The organism is Megasphaera elsdenii DSM 20460 (assembly GCF_003010495.1).
GTDB lineage: Bacteria > Bacillota > Negativicutes > Veillonellales > Megasphaeraceae > Megasphaera > Megasphaera elsdenii.
Window position 1 is genome coordinate 323538 of sequence record NZ_CP027570.1, and the last position, 17489, is coordinate 341026.

Genomic DNA, 17489 nt, shown 5'->3' on the forward strand with positions numbered 1-17489 from the left:
TAAAGCCCGTTTTCTTGACATTTTTAAAAAATGCATCAAGAAAACGGGCTTTTTGAAACCACACATCGGGATGGATACGTAAAGTTTTACGTTTTACGCTATTTCCAATCCTAAAGTTTATATTTATTTTTCATATCTTCCATGCACGGACAGTTTTAAGACTCCGAAAGGGCTTCCCACTTTTCATAAGCCTCATCGAGCTGGGCCTGGGCCGCTTCATATTCCCGGGTCAATTCCATCATGGCGTCGGCATCGGTCTGGTTCTGGGGCATATTCATCTGCACTTCATACATCTTGATGGTCGCTTCCAGTTCAGCAATCTTCATCTCGATTTTTTCCAGCTTGGCCGCCTGGCCATAAGCCGGGGCCTTGGCCGGCGCTTTCACGGCCGGTGCCGGTTCCGCCTTCCTGGCTGCCGGAGCGGCCTCTTTTTCATGAGCCGGCGAGGAGCTCTGCCCTTCGGCTGCCGCCTTTTCTGCCGCTTCCTGGGCTTCACGGACCTTTTCCCGGTAATAACTGTAATTGCCGACGTATTCCGTGAGCTGCTTATGTTCCAGGACCAGCGTCCGCTGGGTAATCTTATCGAGGAAATAACGGTCATGGGATACGACGAGGTACGTCCCGCCGAAATCCAGCAAAGCCTGTTCCAGCACTTCCCTCGTCGGGATGTCGAGATGGTTCGTCGGTTCGTCGAGGATAAGGAAATTCGGCCCCTGCAGGAAAAGCTTCAATAGGGCCAGCCGGGCCTGTTCGCCGCCGCTGAGGCTGTCGATGACCTTGAAGACATCGTCGCCGCGGAACATGAAGCGCCCCAGGACGGACCGGGCTTCTTCTTCGCCATAACTGAAATCGTTCATGATTTCATCGAGGACCGTCCAGGCCCCGTGCAAATCCGTGTGTTCCTGGGCAAAATAGCCGATATGGACGCGGCTGCCCAAGGTAATATGGCCGTCTGTCGGTTCCTTTTCGCCCATGATCATGCGGATGAGCGTCGTCTTCCCCGTCCCATTGGGGCCGATGAGGGAAGCCGCTTCGCCGCGGCGCAGGAGGAGCGATAAATGGTCGAACAACTGGCGGTCGGCAAAGCCGCCGCTGACCTTGTCCAGGACCAGGACTTTCTGGCCGCACTCTTCGACGGGCTTGAAATTGAAGTGCAGCGACTCATCTTCGGGCTGCCATTCGATGCGTTCCAACCGGTCCAGCTGGGACTGGCGCCCGCGGGCCTGCTTGGCCTTGATGCCGGCTTTGTATTTGCGGATATATTCTTCCGTTTCGTGGATGTGTTCCTGCTGCTTCTTATAGGCCTTTTCCAGGGCCTTCTGCTGCTGGGCATGCTGCTCGACGTAGCGCGAATAATTACCCTTATATTTCGTTATCTTACCGTGGGACAATTCCAAGATTCCCGTCGCCACGCGGTCCAGAAAATAGCGGTCATGAGAGACGATGAGGATGCCGCCGCCATAGGACAAGAGATAACTTTCCAGCCATTCCAGCATGTCCACGTCGAGATGGTTCGTCGGTTCATCAAGGAACAAATAATCCGGCCGGCGGACGAGGGCCTTAGCCAGGTTGATACGCGTCTTCTGGCCGCCGGAAAAGCTCTGTACCGGCCGGTCCATATCGGCTTCCGAAAAACCCAGGCCTTGGACGATTTTCCGCGACATTGATTCGTATTCATAGCCGCCGAGCCACTCGAACCGTTCCTGCATGCGGGCATAGCGGTTCATCAAGCCTTCATCATCGGGATGGGCCTGCATGGCCTTTTCAACAGCCTTCAAATCCTTTTCCAGCTTCATGACATCCTGCCAGGCCTCGGTAATCGTCTGGCGCAAGGTCACATCGTCGGCGTAGGTGATATCCTGCTGCAAATAGCCGATGGATTCACCTTCCGAAACGACAAAGGCCCCGTTGTCGTAGTCCTCTTCGCCCATGAGGCACTTGAGCAGCGTCGACTTCCCGGCCCCATTGGCCCCGATGAGGCCGATCCGTTCGCCCCGGCGGATTTCAAAACTCACATCATGGAATACCGTATGCACTCCAAAAGACTTACTCAATTTCTGTACTTTAATACTACCCATCTATACAATCCTGCCCTTCCTGGCATACTGACGACAAAACAAAAAAAGAGCCGCCCGCGACTCCTATCTTGAGCGGCTACTCCTGTAGCAATTCATGAAGGCCAACCGTCCCGCGGCAAGACCCCTTTTCACATATCTATTATACCGTCAACCCTCAATCATCGTCAAGCCTCGGACTCAGATGCGGCTTCGCCGCGTCAATTTCATGATTGTATTACGACCATGTGCCATCTGTCATAAATTCCGGCTATGTACAGGATTCACAGCGGTACGCCCTTTGGGCGTCCCCTACGGTATCGCATAGAGGCGATGAAAATGAACGCAGGTCGCATTCGCAGATGGCAGGCCGTAAAAAAATACACGGCCTGCGGCCGTTTCGTAGGGGTTTCCACGTGGGAAGCCCGCTAGAGAGATTGGTGTTAGCATATAAATAGGACAAGTCAAACTGAGGTTCCTAATGGTGGTACAATAGGATTAACTAAGGAGGCCTCAGTATGGCAAAATTCAACAAAGAATTCAAAATCAACGCAGTTAAATATTATCATGAACATCGGGAACTCGGCTTGGTTGGCTGTGCTACGAATCTAGGTATTGCTCCACAAACCTTGTCCCGTTGGCAAAAGCAGCTGAAGGACAATGGCGAAATGCCTTATCGTGGTTCCGGCAACTATGCTTCGGATGAAGCTAAGGAAATCGCCCGTCTGCAGCGTGAACTGCGGGATGCGAAGGATGCGTTGAATGTCCTAAAAAAAGCTATCAGCATTCTGGACAAATGACCATTGCCATCTATCGCAGTGTCCAGGAAGAAGCCGAAAATGCCCATCAGGCAGAACGTCGTTTTTCGGTGTCCGGAGTGCTTTCTGAACTCGACGTTTCTTCTTCAGGATATTATGACTGGGCGGCGCGCAAACCATCGAAACAGGCCCAGCACCGCAAGGAGATGAAGAAAAAGATTCAAACTATCTACGACGATTCCAAGCAGATTTACGGAGCCCCGAAGATTGCCCAAGTTATGCAGCAGAACGGGGACAGTATCTCTGAACGCACAGTTGGCGTATACATGCGGCAAATGGGCATTCAGGCCTGCTGGGTAAAGCATTACACCGTAACGACCCGTAACAGTGACTTTGACGTGGCGCTGGTGAATATCCTTCAGGAATGCTTCAATCCTGAAGAACCGGATCAAGTATGGTGCAGCGACATCACCTATATCTGGACAGCTGAAGGTTTCGTCTATTTGGAAAGCATTATGGATTTGTTCTCCAGGAAAATCATCGCCTGGAATCTGGCCCGTAATCTGGACGTCGCCGGCATCGTCAAGATGCTGCAGGAAGCCAAACAATGCCGGAAACCCGGACAGCTGTTGGTTATCCATTCGGACCGTGGCTGCCAGTATGTTTCGCAGGCATATATTCGGGAGACATCCCAAATGCGCCGCAGCTATTCGAAGAAAGGCTATCCATGGGACAATGCCTGCATCGAATCCTTCCACTCCCTGATTAAACGGGAATGGCTCAATCGCTTCAAGATTCAAAATTATCAGCAAGCGTACTTGTTGGTGTTTGAATACATCAATACCTTTTACAACACCGTACGCATTCATAGCCATTGCAACTACATGTCACCGGATGACTATGAAAAGCTGTATGCTGATTTCCAGAAACATAATATGCGTCTGGGAATCTAAGAAACGAAAAACCTCAATTTAATTTGTCCGAAATCTTGACATAGGACCAGATTTCACCACAGCCTAGCCGAGTATAATGGCTTTTTTTACGAGCTACGAACCACGAACAACGAGCCACGGCTTTTCCTCGGATTCAGATGCGGCTTCGCCGCTATAAACTCAAACTAACAACGACGCTTCGGGAAACCCTCTGCGCGTAGCGGGACGCCTTAACAGGACGTCCCCTACGATATCGCATGGAAGCGAAGAAAATGATAAGACAAACGCAAAAATAGCCGCCTATCGTTATTTTCCCTTTGAGTACACTCCAGGCACATTACAAAGCGGCAACAGTTCATCCAGTTTGGCGACGATGCGTTTTTGTTCGTCCAGAGGAGGAAGGGGAATACATATTGAAGCTATTATTGTCGCTTTTAATTCTTTTTGATTTGTCGAACCATCACCTGATGACTCTAATTTGGGTTGTAACTTCTTTAAGAAATAAAATATGTATTGGCTATCAATCAAATCATGGAGAACTCGAATCGTAGTAACATGCGAATCTGGAACAATTTTAAGATTATACGGATTATCTTTATCCCGAAAGAATCCAACACGTCCCATAGTCCCATTTCCCGTTGAATTAATAACTATATCACCAGATAGCATAAATTCTTCTTCAGGATATTTTTTTAATGTACTTAAATCCAGCTTCTTAGCAAGCTCTAAATTAATGCGACCTGGCTTAGTATTGCATTTTTGCGCAAAAACTAACACATCTCCAGTTATACTATATTTAGGAGATTTGCCTCGCTTTATGGTCTTACTAACAATATCTCCTAATCTCGCCCACATCCAGTTTGTCGGAATTTCAAAGGGAATTTCATCCGCTTCGATTTCCGGCAGGGGCTTTTCTTTTTTGATTTTCTTTTCAGCTATGAGCCGCTGTTTTTCTTTCTGAATGTCATTAAAGAGGTCCCGTGCGTCGCCGTCTTCTTTTCGCTGGTCCGTGAGTTTCCCTTGCATAGCCAGGTCCAGCAGTTTGGCTTTCATAGCTTGTTGCAGTTCCCGGTATTCTTCATAGGCCTTATTGATGGCATCCAGCTGGGCAAAGAGAGCGGATACCTTGTCGGCAATGCGGTGTTGTTCGGCCAGTGGTGGAAGTGGAATAAGGTATTTTAAAACATCTTTGGCAGCTAAATTAGGTTGCGCAGTACCATTTGCATATTTATTTAATTCATTGGCAGCTTGTGGGGATTTTAAATAGATGAAAAGATATGCCCTCAGAGCAGTGTTAAATAGTCGAATAATAGCCAGCGATGAGGCAATAGCCCCTTCACAAAAGGGTTCTATACGAGCAACTTTGCCAAATGAGCCTCTTAAACAAAACAGTAAATCATTTCTTTGAATTTTTCCATTGCGTAATGAATCATACTTATTTGGGGTTATATAATTCATCTTGTCCGCATTTAAATATCCATCGTCGGTGATATGTCCTGCATTAATCCAAGCTATTCCTGAAGCTACATATTCTTCACGTTTGGGATAATTTTTCCCTCTATCTCCATTAACTGCTTGAGCAATATCCCCCAGTCTTACCCACTCCCAGTTCTCAGGAATTTCAAAGGGCTTTTCTTCTTCTGTTATCTCTGGCAGTGGCTTTCCTTTCTTGATTTTCTTTTCTTTGATGAGTTTTTCTTTTTCTGCCTGTATCTCTCTCAGGAGGTCCCGTGCGTTGCCGTCTTCTTCCCGCTGGTCCGTAAGTTTTCCCTGTATGGCCAAGTCGAGGATTTTGGCCCGCATGGCTTGGGTGTCGATGTGGAGATTCTTAGTCATCCTGATCCACCCCCGCCAATTCCTGGTTAAGTAAGGCTACGGCCTGGGCAATCTCTTCGGATTTTTCCTGCATGGCCGTCAGGATTTCAGAAAGGCTGCGGGTATCCGCTTCTTCTTCATCGGTCATCCAGGAAATATCGAGACTGGTATTGGGCCGGGCCTCGATGTCCGCTTTCGTAAATTTGCGCCACCGTCCTTCAGTGTTGTTTTTTGCATCATACGTTTCTTTACGTTCTGTACGATTGTCAGGGCAGTACAGTTTCTCGAATTCAGCGAAGTCCCTTTCATTCAGAGGAGAGCGCTTGCCAAAAGTGCGCATTTTATGGCGCATATCATAGATCCAGATTTCCGCTGTATTATTTTGGTCTGTAGTCCCACGGTCAAAGAACAGGACGTTGGTCTGCACGCCCTGGGCGTAGAAAATGCCGGACGGAAGGCGCAGAATGGTGTGGAGATTGCATTTATTCATCAAGTCACGGCGAATCTGTTCGCCTGCGCCATCGGCAAAGAGGACATTATCCGGCACTACGACAGCGGCACGAGCTGTCCCTTTTCGATTGAGGGCATTGTAAATGATTTCCAAAAAATTGAGCTGCTTATTCGATGTGGCATAAGTAAGGTCGTCACGGGTAGCCCGTTCACCGCCCTTTTTCGTACCAAAGGGCGGATTGGTCAAAATGACGTCGAAGTCCTTCATCCATTTCCCTGCCGCCGAAAGGCTGTCGCCCTGTTCCAAGCGTCCGTCCATATCATGCAAATATTCATTCATAAGAGCCAGACGATGAGTAGTCGGGACCAGCTCCATGCCGGAAAAAGCTTCATGCCGCTGGAATTGCTGCTCCTCATCAGACAAGTCAAAATAATCATCAGTCTGCTTTTTCAGATAGTCATTGGCAGCTACCATAAAGCCGAAAGTCCCGGCTGCTGGATCACAGAGGCGCTCTCCCGGTTTAGGATGTACCATTCGCACCATCATATTTATGAGGGGACGCGGTGTAAAATACTGGCCGGCGCCAGACTTGGTTTCATTAGCATTTTTCTCCAGCAGCCCTTCATACAGGTTGCCCAGCCCTTCTTCTCTGGCAGAAAACCAGTCGAGCTCATCAATATCCTTGATGATTTTTTCCAAGTTGGCCGGCTCATCAATACTGGTCGACGCATCCTTATAGATGGCATTGACTTTAGGGTTAGGCGTCTTTTGGGCATTGCCCAGGTCCAGGAGCATCTGTTTGTAGAAAGTCTTGAGTTCCAGCCCTTCTTTCGCTTTGAGCTCATCCCAACGATATCGTTCCGGGATTCCTTCTTCCTGGCCCTGTTCCTTGCTCATCTTGAGGAACAAAATATACGTAAGTTCCGTCACATAATCCTGATAAGTAATGCCATCATCCCGAAGGACATTACATTCATTCCACAAACGTTGTACAATTTCCTGATTGGTCATAATCTTCTCTTTCTATTACGCAAATATGATATCATTAATGACATCGACAATTTCATCTGTTTTATCTTTAAAAATCCGCTGCATCCCTTTATAGCCTCCCCGGCTGCGGAAGGCGTCGTTAGAATCGAAGGCGACTTGGGCATTAGGCCCTAAGACATTGTTCAGGAGCAGTTGTTTTTTAATTCGTTCCAACCATTTCATCTGCGTGGGTGTCCATTCTGCCAAGCCATAGACCTTGTTCATGGCGCGTTCTACCAGAGCGTCTTCAGACTCCAGCGGTGTCCCCAGTGCGGCTTGGCGGATAAAGCTGATAATATTAGCCGCTGTCGCTTCTTTATTCACTTGCCGCCATGCAGACTGCAAATCGCGTTCCCGGAACCCCTGTGTTTGAAGGATGGCATCAATTTGCTGTAACTCTTTCAAGGTCAAATCTCTCGGACGGTTCACGATGACGCCGATGCCCGCAATGGCATTGACGTTATGCTTGATGAAGGCGTTAAATTCTTCCAGATAATCGCCAGGGCCTTCCCCGGTTTTGCCATAGCTCTGACGCACGTCGACCAGCATATCATCCTGATGGGAAATAAGGACCTTCCGGGAATCCCTGTGGAAAGCATCAATGAGCCAGATGGCCTGTCCTTCTTTTACCATGGCCTGCTGGTCGCTTTTTTCCAATAACCGGGTCCATTGAAAGAGGTCCTTGATACCTGTCGCCGTTTCCAGTGATTTTCGTTCTTTCTCATTCAGGCGATGCAACTTGCGCTGCACTTTGGCAATCAGCTGATCCCGATACTCTTCAAAGTCCCCTTCCTTTTCAGCTTCCGTAACTAGCTGAAAGAGGTCTTCCATAGAACGATGGACGTTCTTTTCGTGAATGACGGAATTCATGTCAGTTACTTTTTCCATACTGGCGAATTGTCCGACGGCGTCATAGATATTGAAATAGTCCATGCCTGGGAACAGGCGCGTAGCACGGCCCAGCATTTGTTCAAATAAGATACGGGACTTCACACGACGCATGAACACGAGGTTCATAATGGACGGCACGTCAATGCCCGTCGTCAAAAGGTCTACGGTAACGACGATATTCGGGAATTCCTCATTTTTAAATTCCCGGATATGCTGTTCTTTGTGACGATCATGGCCCGTAATTTTCATGATGGCATTCGCCGGTAAAGGCTTATCGGCTTTGGCAAAGGCTTCCTGCAGCAAGTATACTATCATGTCGGCATGAGAATCACGGGCGGCAAAGATAAGCGTCTTGCCGAGTTCGCGGTCCAGCGGGTCCAGCCGTTCTGCCAACGCCTGACAAACGACACGGTTGAAGGATTCGGTCACGACTTTCGTATTGAACGCATCGACATCGAAATCCATATCATCGGGCAGCTGATATTTTTTGATAGACGCATCGGACTCATGAAAGACTTCGACTTCTTCATCTTTATGAAAATGAATGCCTTCTTTTGAAAGTTCCGTCGTGATGACATAAGGAGCATTATGGTCCATCAAATAGCCATCAAGGACGGCCTGCCGGTAGGTATAACTATAGACAGGGGTGCCAAAAATATTGACCGTATTCAAAGCCGGCGTCGCAGTCATCCCAATGGCTACGGCATCAAAGTAGTCGATGACACGGCGGTATTGGCTGATATATTCACTGGGGTCGTAATGTTCCATTTCCTCATCGCTCATCTCGCGGTCTTCTAAATAGCCGCGGTGCGCTTCATCAACGATGATAAAATCATACGTCCCCGGAGAAAGCTGGGGAAGCTCTTCTTCATTATGGAACAGCCGCTGTACCAACCCTTGTACGGTGGCGATGTGGATGCGGGTATGGGCTTCCGGATTTTTATCACCATATTCTTTGACACCATAAATACTGCTGATGGACTGGCCTTCTACCTTGTTATCTTTGAGGGCATCTGCCGTCTGCTGTGCCAGTGACTGCCGGTCTACAAGATATAAGATGCGGCGGGCCCGTTTATGCTTAATCAGCCGGTACATCAGGGCAATAGCTGTACGCGTCTTCCCGGTCCCCGTTGCCATAGCCAGCAGGATACGGTTCTTATGCTTGCCGATGGCCTCTTCAATTTTCTGGATAGCTAACTTTTGATAATAGCGTCCAGCAAAATCAGGATAGTAATCGTCCTTTTGCAACGCCGAATCAGCATCCTCTTCGGGACGGGCCATTTCCTTCATCTTGATATCATCCGGCGTCAGCCAGCTTTCGAGAGGGCCATCGGGGTGATTTTGATTGCGCATATCCCGAAACCAGATACCTGACTGGCTTTTCATCTGAGATAAATAAGGCCGTCCATTGGCGCCGAATAAAAATGCGACGTTCTCCATCTGATATTTTTCCGAGTTCTTTAGGTACTTATAATAATCATAGGCTTGTCCCAACGCACTGGTGGCTACCGTTTCTCCATACCTTTTGGCTTCGACAATACCTACGGCGCGTTCACCGATAAAGAGGACATAATCAGCCCGTTCCCTTCTATGGGGCAGCTTCCACTCGGCAATCGCCATATTGTGTCCCTTTTGCGGAAGCGTCCCTTTCGTCCAGTTATTAAGGGTTGGCGTATCGGCTTCCCATCCCGCATCCCGAAGCTGCTGATCAATGATTTCCCGTGTCTGTGCTTCTGTTAACCTGTTTTGGGCTGCAAATTTTTTATTTTTACGTCGGCGTTCAGCACGCACACTTTCGGGTACCTTTACGGACTGCGTATGCTGGAGTTGTTCAATCTCAGCCGTCAACTCTTCAATTTTCTTTTGCTGATTGTCAACGACAGCCTGCTGATTTAGAGGCTTCTGATAAGGCTTTATTTCATCTTGGGTGAACGTTTCCAGGAACCAGCACCACACAAAGAAGGCCCGCTGATCGACAGTGAGCGCCTCCTCAAGAGAGGGATGGAAATCAGCTTCATGAGCCGCCTTATTACGCAAGCGGCGAATTTTGTCCAAAGCCACGGTCACGCTGTATGGATAATCATTGCCCGAAGCCTGCATCCGCAAAATGCGCTCATTCTGCTGTAAATTCCAATCCTTCAGGCCATCTAAGCGAAAAATCAGTTTGGTTAACTGTTCAGCAAAGGAGCCAAAAATAGTCAAGCTGCTCTTGACATCCGAATACATCAAAAGCTCTGCGCTATCCGCTAATTTTGCCAGACTGGGATACTCCTTACTCTCAAAATTTGCCAATGTTACCATCCCTTTGTGTTGCTTTTTTTATATTTTATCATACGAAGTTATCGGGCTTCAAGTAAGGTCGGGAAGCTAGCCGCAAATCATACGCCGTTCGCAGAGCGCAGGCGGCCGATTGAAAAAAAAAATAACCACACGGCTCATGAACCGCGTGGTTATCGTATTCTTTATGGTGGAGATAAGGAGGATCGAACTCCTGACCTCTTGCATGCCATCTCCAAATTCCCGGAAAATAAGCTCAATCAGCCTTATATATATCATTTAAATAGTACAAACAGTCCCATATGTCCAATGAGAAAAATACTTCTGGTAGTAATTGCTATACAAAAGCTAACCTACGATAGCCAACAATATCGTAGGTTAGAAATTAAAGAAATGGAGCATCTAATATTTACACGTCGCTAGCTAACGTATGTTTCGAGGCTTCTCCTTTTCCATTGCGCAGGGCTATTTGCAGGGTGTACGTAGGATAGCTGACGCCACCTTCTACTTGTTTTGGCTCCAATACAATCCCATCGACCTTATAGCCATCGACAGCATCGTTGCCCTCATAAAGCATCTTGAAACGGAGTTCATAAGTACCGGATGGCAGATTTTCCATTTTAAAACTTCCGTGTTCACAAATCGTGAAAGCACGGATTGGATGAGCATCCTCGCCGGTTGTCCAAAGGCGTGCGTACACGGGGTTTTCATTATTACTATTATCAATAACGAGTGCATGATACCCGTCATCATCTTCTACTGGCTGATTCGGTACATAAGCACTGACGACGCCTTCTTTCGGCTTTCCCTTAATGGTTTGAACGACCTTCGTCTTTTCAGCAGGCTGCCGGTATTCAGCAATCAAAGCTTTCACATGCGGATAAAGTAAAGCAACAACTCCAACCGCAACGAGAATAGCTACCAAATGCATTGATTTTTTCATCTCTACTACCTTCTCAACTAATAAAGCATTTTGTATATAATCCATATAATTATTGAAGCTAAAACCATCACAATGCTAGACATAACAACAAAATGTCCCATAACTTTAAAGGGAAATAAAGTTTCTTTATACACTTTTTCATCATTTTGTTGTCTCGCATATATGAGTTTTCCCAGCGCTTTGATTAATAGCCCTAAAATATACAAGACTATCGAATAATTAAAAGCACTATCAGCCTTTAAGAAGATTACCATGCTGATTAATGCAATCCCTGTGATACCAAAACTCGATGAATATAATATAAAAGGTATCGTTCTTCGTCGATAGATGTTAAATCGAGAAAGATGAATGCTTTGAGCATATATAATCAAAAAGCAACCAAAAATCAAAATATTATTCGAAGAATGACTGGCCAGCATAAGCATCACTTCCTCTTTTTTAGATTTTTTAAGTTATCATTTTTAATGCTATCTAAAATTCTAGAAATCATTACTTTTCCCAATATAGTATTAACTAATGGGTCGTATCCTAATCTACCAGCAAAGTATCCAATATAGGCTCCTCCTGCCGTAGGTAAAAAAACATCTGATACAGCAAAAATATGTCCATAAGGAACGATATAATTTTGCACATCTTCTCGTGCTGTATAAAAATCATCTAGCGTCCCCAACGGCTTCAAATCTTTGCCAACTGCTTTAAGGACTGTATCATCACCGGTACTAAGCACATTTTCTTTCAGGACATCTGCGGAATATCGGGTCATTGCATTGTCCGGAACCGGTACTTTTCGTTGAACTGGTTGTGAAAGAGCAATGCCACTTCCAATCAAAGCTAAATCAGCATCATTGGGCTTTTTAGGGGCTGGAGGTATTGCCGTAAATCCATCATCGCTTACTTGCATAGCTGCTGGCGGCAGCGAAGAAGGAATAATTTTGTCTTTATGTTCATTTACAAAAGACACAGGTATAGGAGCTTCCATTTTTGTATCAACATACATTTTTCTGGGTGCGGAATAAACAATATCCGCTCCATCAAGTACCGATTCTTCGCCATAAGTGACATCTAACAACTGTGCTGTTTCGTTTTGTGGATTCGATAATTCAATATTTCCAAATTTATTATGGATTCTATCATAAGGCAATTCTTTCCAATCATCCTCTCCATCAGCAGTCTGATAATAACCGCTATAAAGATTACCGGTATCAATGCCAGTTAAAAATCTGCGATGTAGTTGATCATATCCGCCATCATCAGAATATAGATGCCCGTCAATTTGATATTTTCCTGTAACTATATTGCTCCCATCACTACCCATTTTATGAATAGAGCCATCTTCAGCCACTACCTCTTGGTATGTTACCGGAGGATCAATAGGGACTGATTCTGGTGAAGTGGAAACTGATTCCGATGTATCGCTGTCATCATAATTATCAATATTATCGTCTGATGATGAGCCACTATTGGGATAATTATTTTCTACATTTAACACACTTTCATAGTTCCAATCATTTGCATCCGTATTATAAGAAACGTCGCCGCCAGCTTCTTGTGTACCACCCAGGATGAGGGCACCTGCTACACCTATGCTGCCTACCGTTGCTCCTGCGATTTCTCCTGCGCCATCCTCTAAAAGAAGCGCGGCAGCATAAACCTCAGCAGCAAGTTCATCATTCCATTTCGTTCCATACTGTGCTGTAGCTCCGCCTGTCTGGATATTCTTGCCGGCAGCCGCATTGACAGTAGCACCCAAAGTTGCGCTGATCCATTGGGCTTTAGCCGGGTCATTTCCTGCCCATTCTTTAATCTTATTAATGAGCAGTTCATTCGTCATGCCCGCGGCAAAGCCACTGCCGGCCTTATTTCCAGCAATCCGGCTCGTGATTTCGGCTACAAGGCCATGAGCCAGGGCTTTATCGAATTTGCCATCGCGGTCATAGTAATGGAGCAGTTCATCTGCATTTTTCGCAAAGAGCCGGGCCAGTTCCTGCCGTTCTTCTACTTTCTGCTTATCAAAGATGTGGTCCAGCGTCTGTAGGGCATGGGCTGTATCACGGTTGATCTTCGTCACATCCGTGACTCCTTGGGTGACTTGAATCGTCCCCTGGGAAATGGCTGACCGGGTGACTGAATGAGCATCTTTAGTGGTGCCTGGCAAAATATCCGGTGTGAGGCCGGTTTCATTGAAATGCTGGTTGCGTTCCTGGTCTGACGCATAGTGGTTATAAGCCACACCGGTATTTTTTACGTCATAAGCGGCCTTATTCTGGATATCTTCCAGGTGCAGGGTGCCGGTCGTCAGGTGATTACGGTTGGCATCGGCCGTGCTGGCGATGACAGCCCCTTTGAGTTGGGTATCCTTGTTCACATCCACATCATACCCCTGGTCACCGGCATAGATACCGGCCTGTTCGGTCACGCTGGCGTAATCACTGGTCGTCTTCCCACGGCTGTACGAAGCGTTTCCACTTTTCGCCCCCGTCCCAGTATAGGTGAAATGCGTAGCATGGGTCCCTTGTGGCAAGAAATTTTCCTGGACGTCAATAGAGGGGGAATAAGCTACGCTAATTCCAGTCGACGAACGATTACCCCGGTAGGTCTCTGAATCCTGTACACTTTCGATGTGCAGATTTCCGCCCGTCTTTACGGTCACAGACTGTCCCTGGAGCTGGGAACCGACGAGGGTTGTATCCTTTCCAGAACTCGTCATCAGGCGGTCTTGTGCCGTGACGTGGCTGCCCGTATGGGTGACGCGCGTCGTCGTCCCTTGGTCTTTCATCTTGCCATACGATGCGTCGATACTGGTCAGGCCGCCATGGAAGGACGCTCCGATGGAAGCGCCATGACTCTGATAACTGTCACGGATGGTTTCTTCATTCGTACCGGCCTGGAGGCGGACGGCTCCGCTGGCCGTGAGGGATACATTCTTCCCTTGAATAGATTCGCCAACCGCCGTCAGATTTCCTTTATTTTTCGGTGAACTTTCAGCCCGGACCGTCACGTCGCCGGCACTCATCATCCGGCCGCCGACATAGGTCTGCTGATTCACTTCTGATTCCTGTTTAAAGGAACTGGAGCCAATCCCGACATGCAGGCCAACTGACGTCACATCGGCAGGCGATTTGCCTTTCAGGTCCTTCCGGAGGTTCCGGCCGGCTTCTACCAGTTCCAAGCCCTGCAAGGTCTTATTGTCCCGCGACTGGGCCGTGCGGACGGCACCGCGGAAGGTTTCACCCGCCGAAATGGCCGAATTACTCAGACTGAGGCTCAGGCCCGACCGGGATTCTTCATGGGTCCGTTTTTCGTGGGCTTCATTCGTCGCCCCATCGACGAGCACTTCCTGTCCCGTCAAGGTCACGCCCTGCTGGCCGAAGACATCGGCTGTCGTCAAATGGGCCGTATCGCCCGCAGCCAGGGTCAGGCTGCCGCCTGTCGATGCCAGGGTACTGCCGACCTGGGTTTTCCATTCTCCTTCATAATTATCCTTTGTCTGCTGGGTCCCGATGAGGACGCCCAATCCGGCACCGAGAACGCCGGACAACTTGACCTCGGTATAGGCCGTCGCCGCTAGTGCAAGATTATGTCTTGTTATCTACACTCGGTCTAGTAATCCAATAAATAATCAATAATATTCCCAATACAGGCATAAATATTGCAAACATCCAATAACCACTTTTGTTTACATCATGCAATCTTTTTACACTAATAACTATTACCAACCAAGAAAAGAGAAATTGATATAAAATTAAAAATAAAGATATAAAAATCGAAATAAACAAATCATCCAAAAGGTTGGCAAAATGTAACGACAATAGAATGGCACTTAAAATAACTACACCCAAAAAGTAAACAATATTAATATGCAAAAAACGTCTCCGATATTCTAATAAATTGATGTTTCCTTGAAAAGAAAAATACTTTTTCCATATCTCTTTATATTTTTTGGGGAGCATACTTATACCTCCATTTATATTTCATCCTTTATAAGCATTTCAATGTATTCCCGTCCTACTTTATCCACAGTCCGAGGAATCAAGCCCATATCTTCAGCTAATTTAATAGTATTAATTTTTAATAATAATCCTCCTCCGCCCCCAACATAAATTTCTCCACCAATACTTAAATACACGTCTTTTCCTGTATATGTAGTGCCTATTGGCTTCAAATTTGATAATATGGAAAAGTCTTCAGTATAAGAACCAGTTTGTGGATTATATGAACGTTCATAACTACTTCCTAAAAGGCCATCAAAAAGACCAATCTCTCCATTATTATTAATTGTTAAAGGTGAATTTGTAGATATATTCAAATAAACATTTCCCCCAATGGAAATAAAACCAATCTTCCCTCCTAATCCTATTCCTAGATGCCCTTCTACGCTAGCTCTAGTTCGTTTAGGAAGTGTTTCTGCATATAAGCGCAATAACTCACGCAAATTTTCTGTCATTGTAAAATCCGAACAATACTTATAAGTTATACCCAAATATTGAGCAGCTCTATTAAATGTATATATAAAATCATTCTCACCAACTTCAGGTACATCAGGATTATCTCTGCTAATGATGTACGCACTTTCTAAAACCATGATAACTCCATTGAAATTGCCTTGTTCTAAGTTTTCGTGTAAGTATTGAGCAATCGACGGATATGATCCATCCCCATCAAAACTTTGTTGAAAATGATCTAATCCATTCCATTTGATACCATACTGTGCTGTAGCTCCGCCTGTCTGGATATTCTTGCCGGTAGCCGCATTGACAGTAGCACCCAAAGCTGCGCTAATCCATTGGGCTTTGGCCGGGTCATTTCCCGCCCATTCTTTAATCTTATTCATGAGCAGTTCATTCGTCATGCCCGCGGCAAAGCCACTGCCGGCCTTATTTCCGGCAAGCTGGCTCGTGATTTCGGCTACAAGGCCATGAGCCAGGGCTTTATCGAATTTGCCGTCGCGGTCATAGTAATGAAGCAGTTCATCTGCATTTTTCGCAAAGAGTCGGGCCAGTTCCTGCCGTTCTTCTACTTTCTGCTTATCAAAGATGTGATTCAGCGTCTGTAGGGCATGGGCTGTATCACGGTTGATTTTCGTCACATCCGTGACTCCTTGGGTGACTTGAATCGTCCCCTGGGAAATGGCTGACCGGGTGACTGAATGTGCATCTTTAGCAGCACCTGGCAAAATATCCGGTGTGAGGCCGGTTTCGTTGAAATGCTGGTTGCGTTCCTGGTCTGACGCATAGTGGTTATAAGCCACACCGGTATTTTTTACGTCATAAGCGGCCTTATTCTGGATGTCTTCCAGGTGCAGGGTGCCGGTCGTCAGGTGATTACGGTTGGCATCGGCCGTGCTGGCGATGACAGCCCCTTTGAGTTGGGTATCCTTGTTCACATCCACATCATACCCCTGGTCACCGGCATAGATACCGGCCTGTTCGGTCACGCTGGCGTAATCACTGGTCGTCTTCCCACGGCTGTACGAAGCGTTTCCACTTTTCGCCCCCGTCCCAGTATAGGTGAAATGCGTAGCATGGGTCCCTTGTGGCAAGAAATTTTCCTGGACGTCAACAGAGGGGGAATAAGCTACGCTAATTCCAGTCGACGAACGATTACCCCGGTAGGTCTCTGAATCCTGTACACTTTCGATGTGCAGATTTCCGCCCGTCTTTACGGTCACAGACTGTCCCTGGAGCTGGGAACCGACGAGGGTTGTATCCTTTCCAGAACTCATCATCAGGCGGTCTTGTGCCGTGACGTGGCTGCCCGTATGGGTGACGCGCGTCGTCGTCCCTTGGTCTTTCATCTTGCCATACGATGCGTCGATACTGGTCAGGCCGCCATGGAAGGACGCTCCGATTGAAGCGCCATGGCTCTGATAGCTGTCGCGGATGGTTTCTTCATTCGTACCGGCCTGGAGGCGGACAGCTCCGCTGGCCGTGAGGGATACATTCTTCCCTTGAATAGATTCGCCAACCGCCGTCAGATTTCCTTTATTTTTCGGTGAACTTTCAGCCCGGACCGTCACGTCGCCGGCACTCATCATCCGGCCGCCGGCATAGGTCTGATGATTCACTTCTGATTCCTGTTTGAAGGAGCTGGAGCCAATCCCGACGTGCAGGCCAACTGACGTCACATCGGCAGGCGATTTTCCTTTCAGATCCTTCCGGAGGTTCCGGCCGGCTTCTACCAGTTCCAAGCCCTGCAAGGTCTTATTGTCCCGCGACTGGGCCGTGCGGACGGCGCCGCGGAAGGATTCAATAGGAAGTTCACTACGGTAAGGTAATTTAGAAATTTTGAAGGCAGGACTAGGAACATTAGCTTGATAAAACAGTAACACGAGGACATTAC

General features: G+C 47.2%; 11 protein-coding genes. 2 read left to right on the forward strand and 9 right to left on the reverse strand.

The genetic code is table 11. The annotated features are described in order from the left end of the window. Nucleotides 1-155: 155 nt before the first annotated feature. Nucleotides 156-2078, reverse strand: a complete 1923-nt coding sequence (locus tag C6362_RS01565) for an ABC-F family ATP-binding cassette domain-containing protein (RefSeq protein WP_014015017.1) — start codon at nt 2076-2078, stop codon at nt 156-158. A 494-nt stretch (nt 2079-2572) separates the two neighbouring features. Here C6362_RS01565 and C6362_RS01570 point away from each other — a divergent pair, with 494 nt between their 5' ends. Next, nucleotides 2573-2854 (forward strand): transposase, encoded by a 282-nt coding sequence (locus tag C6362_RS01570; RefSeq protein WP_014015018.1) that lies wholly within the window; start codon nt 2573-2575, stop codon nt 2852-2854. After that, complete coding sequence (locus C6362_RS01575; protein WP_014015019.1) at nt 2851-3765, forward strand: IS3 family transposase; 915 nt, start codon at nt 2851-2853, stop codon at nt 3763-3765. The genes C6362_RS01570 and C6362_RS01575 overlap by 4 nt, the downstream gene beginning before the upstream one ends. A 285-nt stretch (nt 3766-4050) precedes the next feature. Here C6362_RS01575 and C6362_RS01580 read toward each other — a convergent pair whose 3' ends face one another. The 8 genes from C6362_RS01580 to C6362_RS01615 form a co-directional block, all read right to left on the reverse strand. Beyond that, complete coding sequence (locus C6362_RS01580) at nt 4051-5580, reverse strand: restriction endonuclease subunit S (RefSeq protein ID WP_014015020.1); 1530 nt, start codon at nt 5578-5580, stop codon at nt 4051-4053. Then, a complete protein-coding gene (locus C6362_RS01585) occupies nt 5573-7021 on the reverse strand; it encodes a class I SAM-dependent DNA methyltransferase (RefSeq protein ID WP_014015021.1) in 1449 nt (482 codons plus the stop codon). The genes C6362_RS01580 and C6362_RS01585 overlap by 8 nt, the downstream gene beginning before the upstream one ends. Nucleotides 7022-7036: 15 nt before the next feature. Further along, on the reverse strand, nt 7037-10156 hold the full coding sequence (gene hsdR, locus C6362_RS01590) for a type I restriction-modification system endonuclease (protein WP_014015022.1): 3120 nt from the start codon (nt 10154-10156) through the stop codon (nt 7037-7039). A gap of 460 nt (nt 10157-10616) precedes the next feature. Then, entirely contained in the window at nt 10617-11195 is a 579-nt protein-coding gene (locus C6362_RS01595; protein WP_162137550.1) for a hypothetical protein, read from the reverse strand. Next, nucleotides 11168-11569, reverse strand: coding sequence for a hypothetical protein (locus C6362_RS01600; protein ID WP_157868791.1), 402 nt, complete (start codon nt 11567-11569; stop codon nt 11168-11170). The genes C6362_RS01595 and C6362_RS01600 overlap by 28 nt, the downstream gene beginning before the upstream one ends. A 5-nt stretch (nt 11570-11574) precedes the next feature. Beyond that, nucleotides 11575-14688: a hemagglutinin repeat-containing protein gene (locus C6362_RS01605; RefSeq protein ID WP_014015024.1), complete on the reverse strand. Its 3114-nt coding sequence runs from the start codon at nt 14686-14688 to the stop codon at nt 11575-11577. A 37-nt stretch (nt 14689-14725) separates the two neighbouring features. Continuing rightward, a complete protein-coding gene (locus tag C6362_RS01610; protein WP_014015025.1) occupies nt 14726-15100 on the reverse strand; it encodes a DUF805 domain-containing protein in 375 nt (124 codons plus the stop codon). Between the two features lie 14 nt (nt 15101-15114). After that, on the reverse strand, nt 15115-17478 hold the full coding sequence (locus C6362_RS01615) for a hemagglutinin repeat-containing protein (RefSeq protein WP_014015026.1): 2364 nt from the start codon (nt 17476-17478) through the stop codon (nt 15115-15117). Nucleotides 17479-17489 lie beyond the last annotated feature (11 nt).

What these genes read in the sequence shown, in the direction of transcription:
- C6362_RS01580 (WP_014015020.1), bottom strand. Translation starts at nt 5,580, where the DNA reads ATGACTAAGAATCTCCACATCGACACCCAAGCCATGCGGGCCAAAATC.
- C6362_RS01595 (WP_162137550.1), bottom strand. Translation starts at nt 11,195, where the DNA reads ATGGATTATATACAAAATGCTTTATTAGTTGAGAAGGTAGTAGAGATG.
- C6362_RS01610 (WP_014015025.1), bottom strand. Translation starts at nt 15,100, where the DNA reads ATGCTCCCCAAAAAATATAAAGAGATATGGAAAAAGTATTTTTCTTTT.
- C6362_RS01565 (WP_014015017.1), bottom strand. Translation starts at nt 2,078, where the DNA reads ATGGGTAGTATTAAAGTACAGAAATTGAGTAAGTCTTTTGGAGTGCAT.
- hsdR (WP_014015022.1), bottom strand. Translation starts at nt 10,156, where the DNA reads ATGTATTCGGATGTCAAGAGCAGCTTGACTATTTTTGGCTCCTTTGCT.
- C6362_RS01600 (WP_157868791.1), bottom strand. Translation starts at nt 11,569, where the DNA reads ATGCTGGCCAGTCATTCTTCGAATAATATTTTGATTTTTGGTTGCTTT.
- C6362_RS01585 (WP_014015021.1), bottom strand. Translation starts at nt 7,021, where the DNA reads ATGACCAATCAGGAAATTGTACAACGTTTGTGGAATGAATGTAATGTC.
- C6362_RS01570 (WP_014015018.1), top strand. Translation starts at nt 2,573, where the DNA reads ATGGCAAAATTCAACAAAGAATTCAAAATCAACGCAGTTAAATATTAT.
- C6362_RS01575 (WP_014015019.1), top strand. Translation starts at nt 2,851, where the DNA reads ATGACCATTGCCATCTATCGCAGTGTCCAGGAAGAAGCCGAAAATGCC.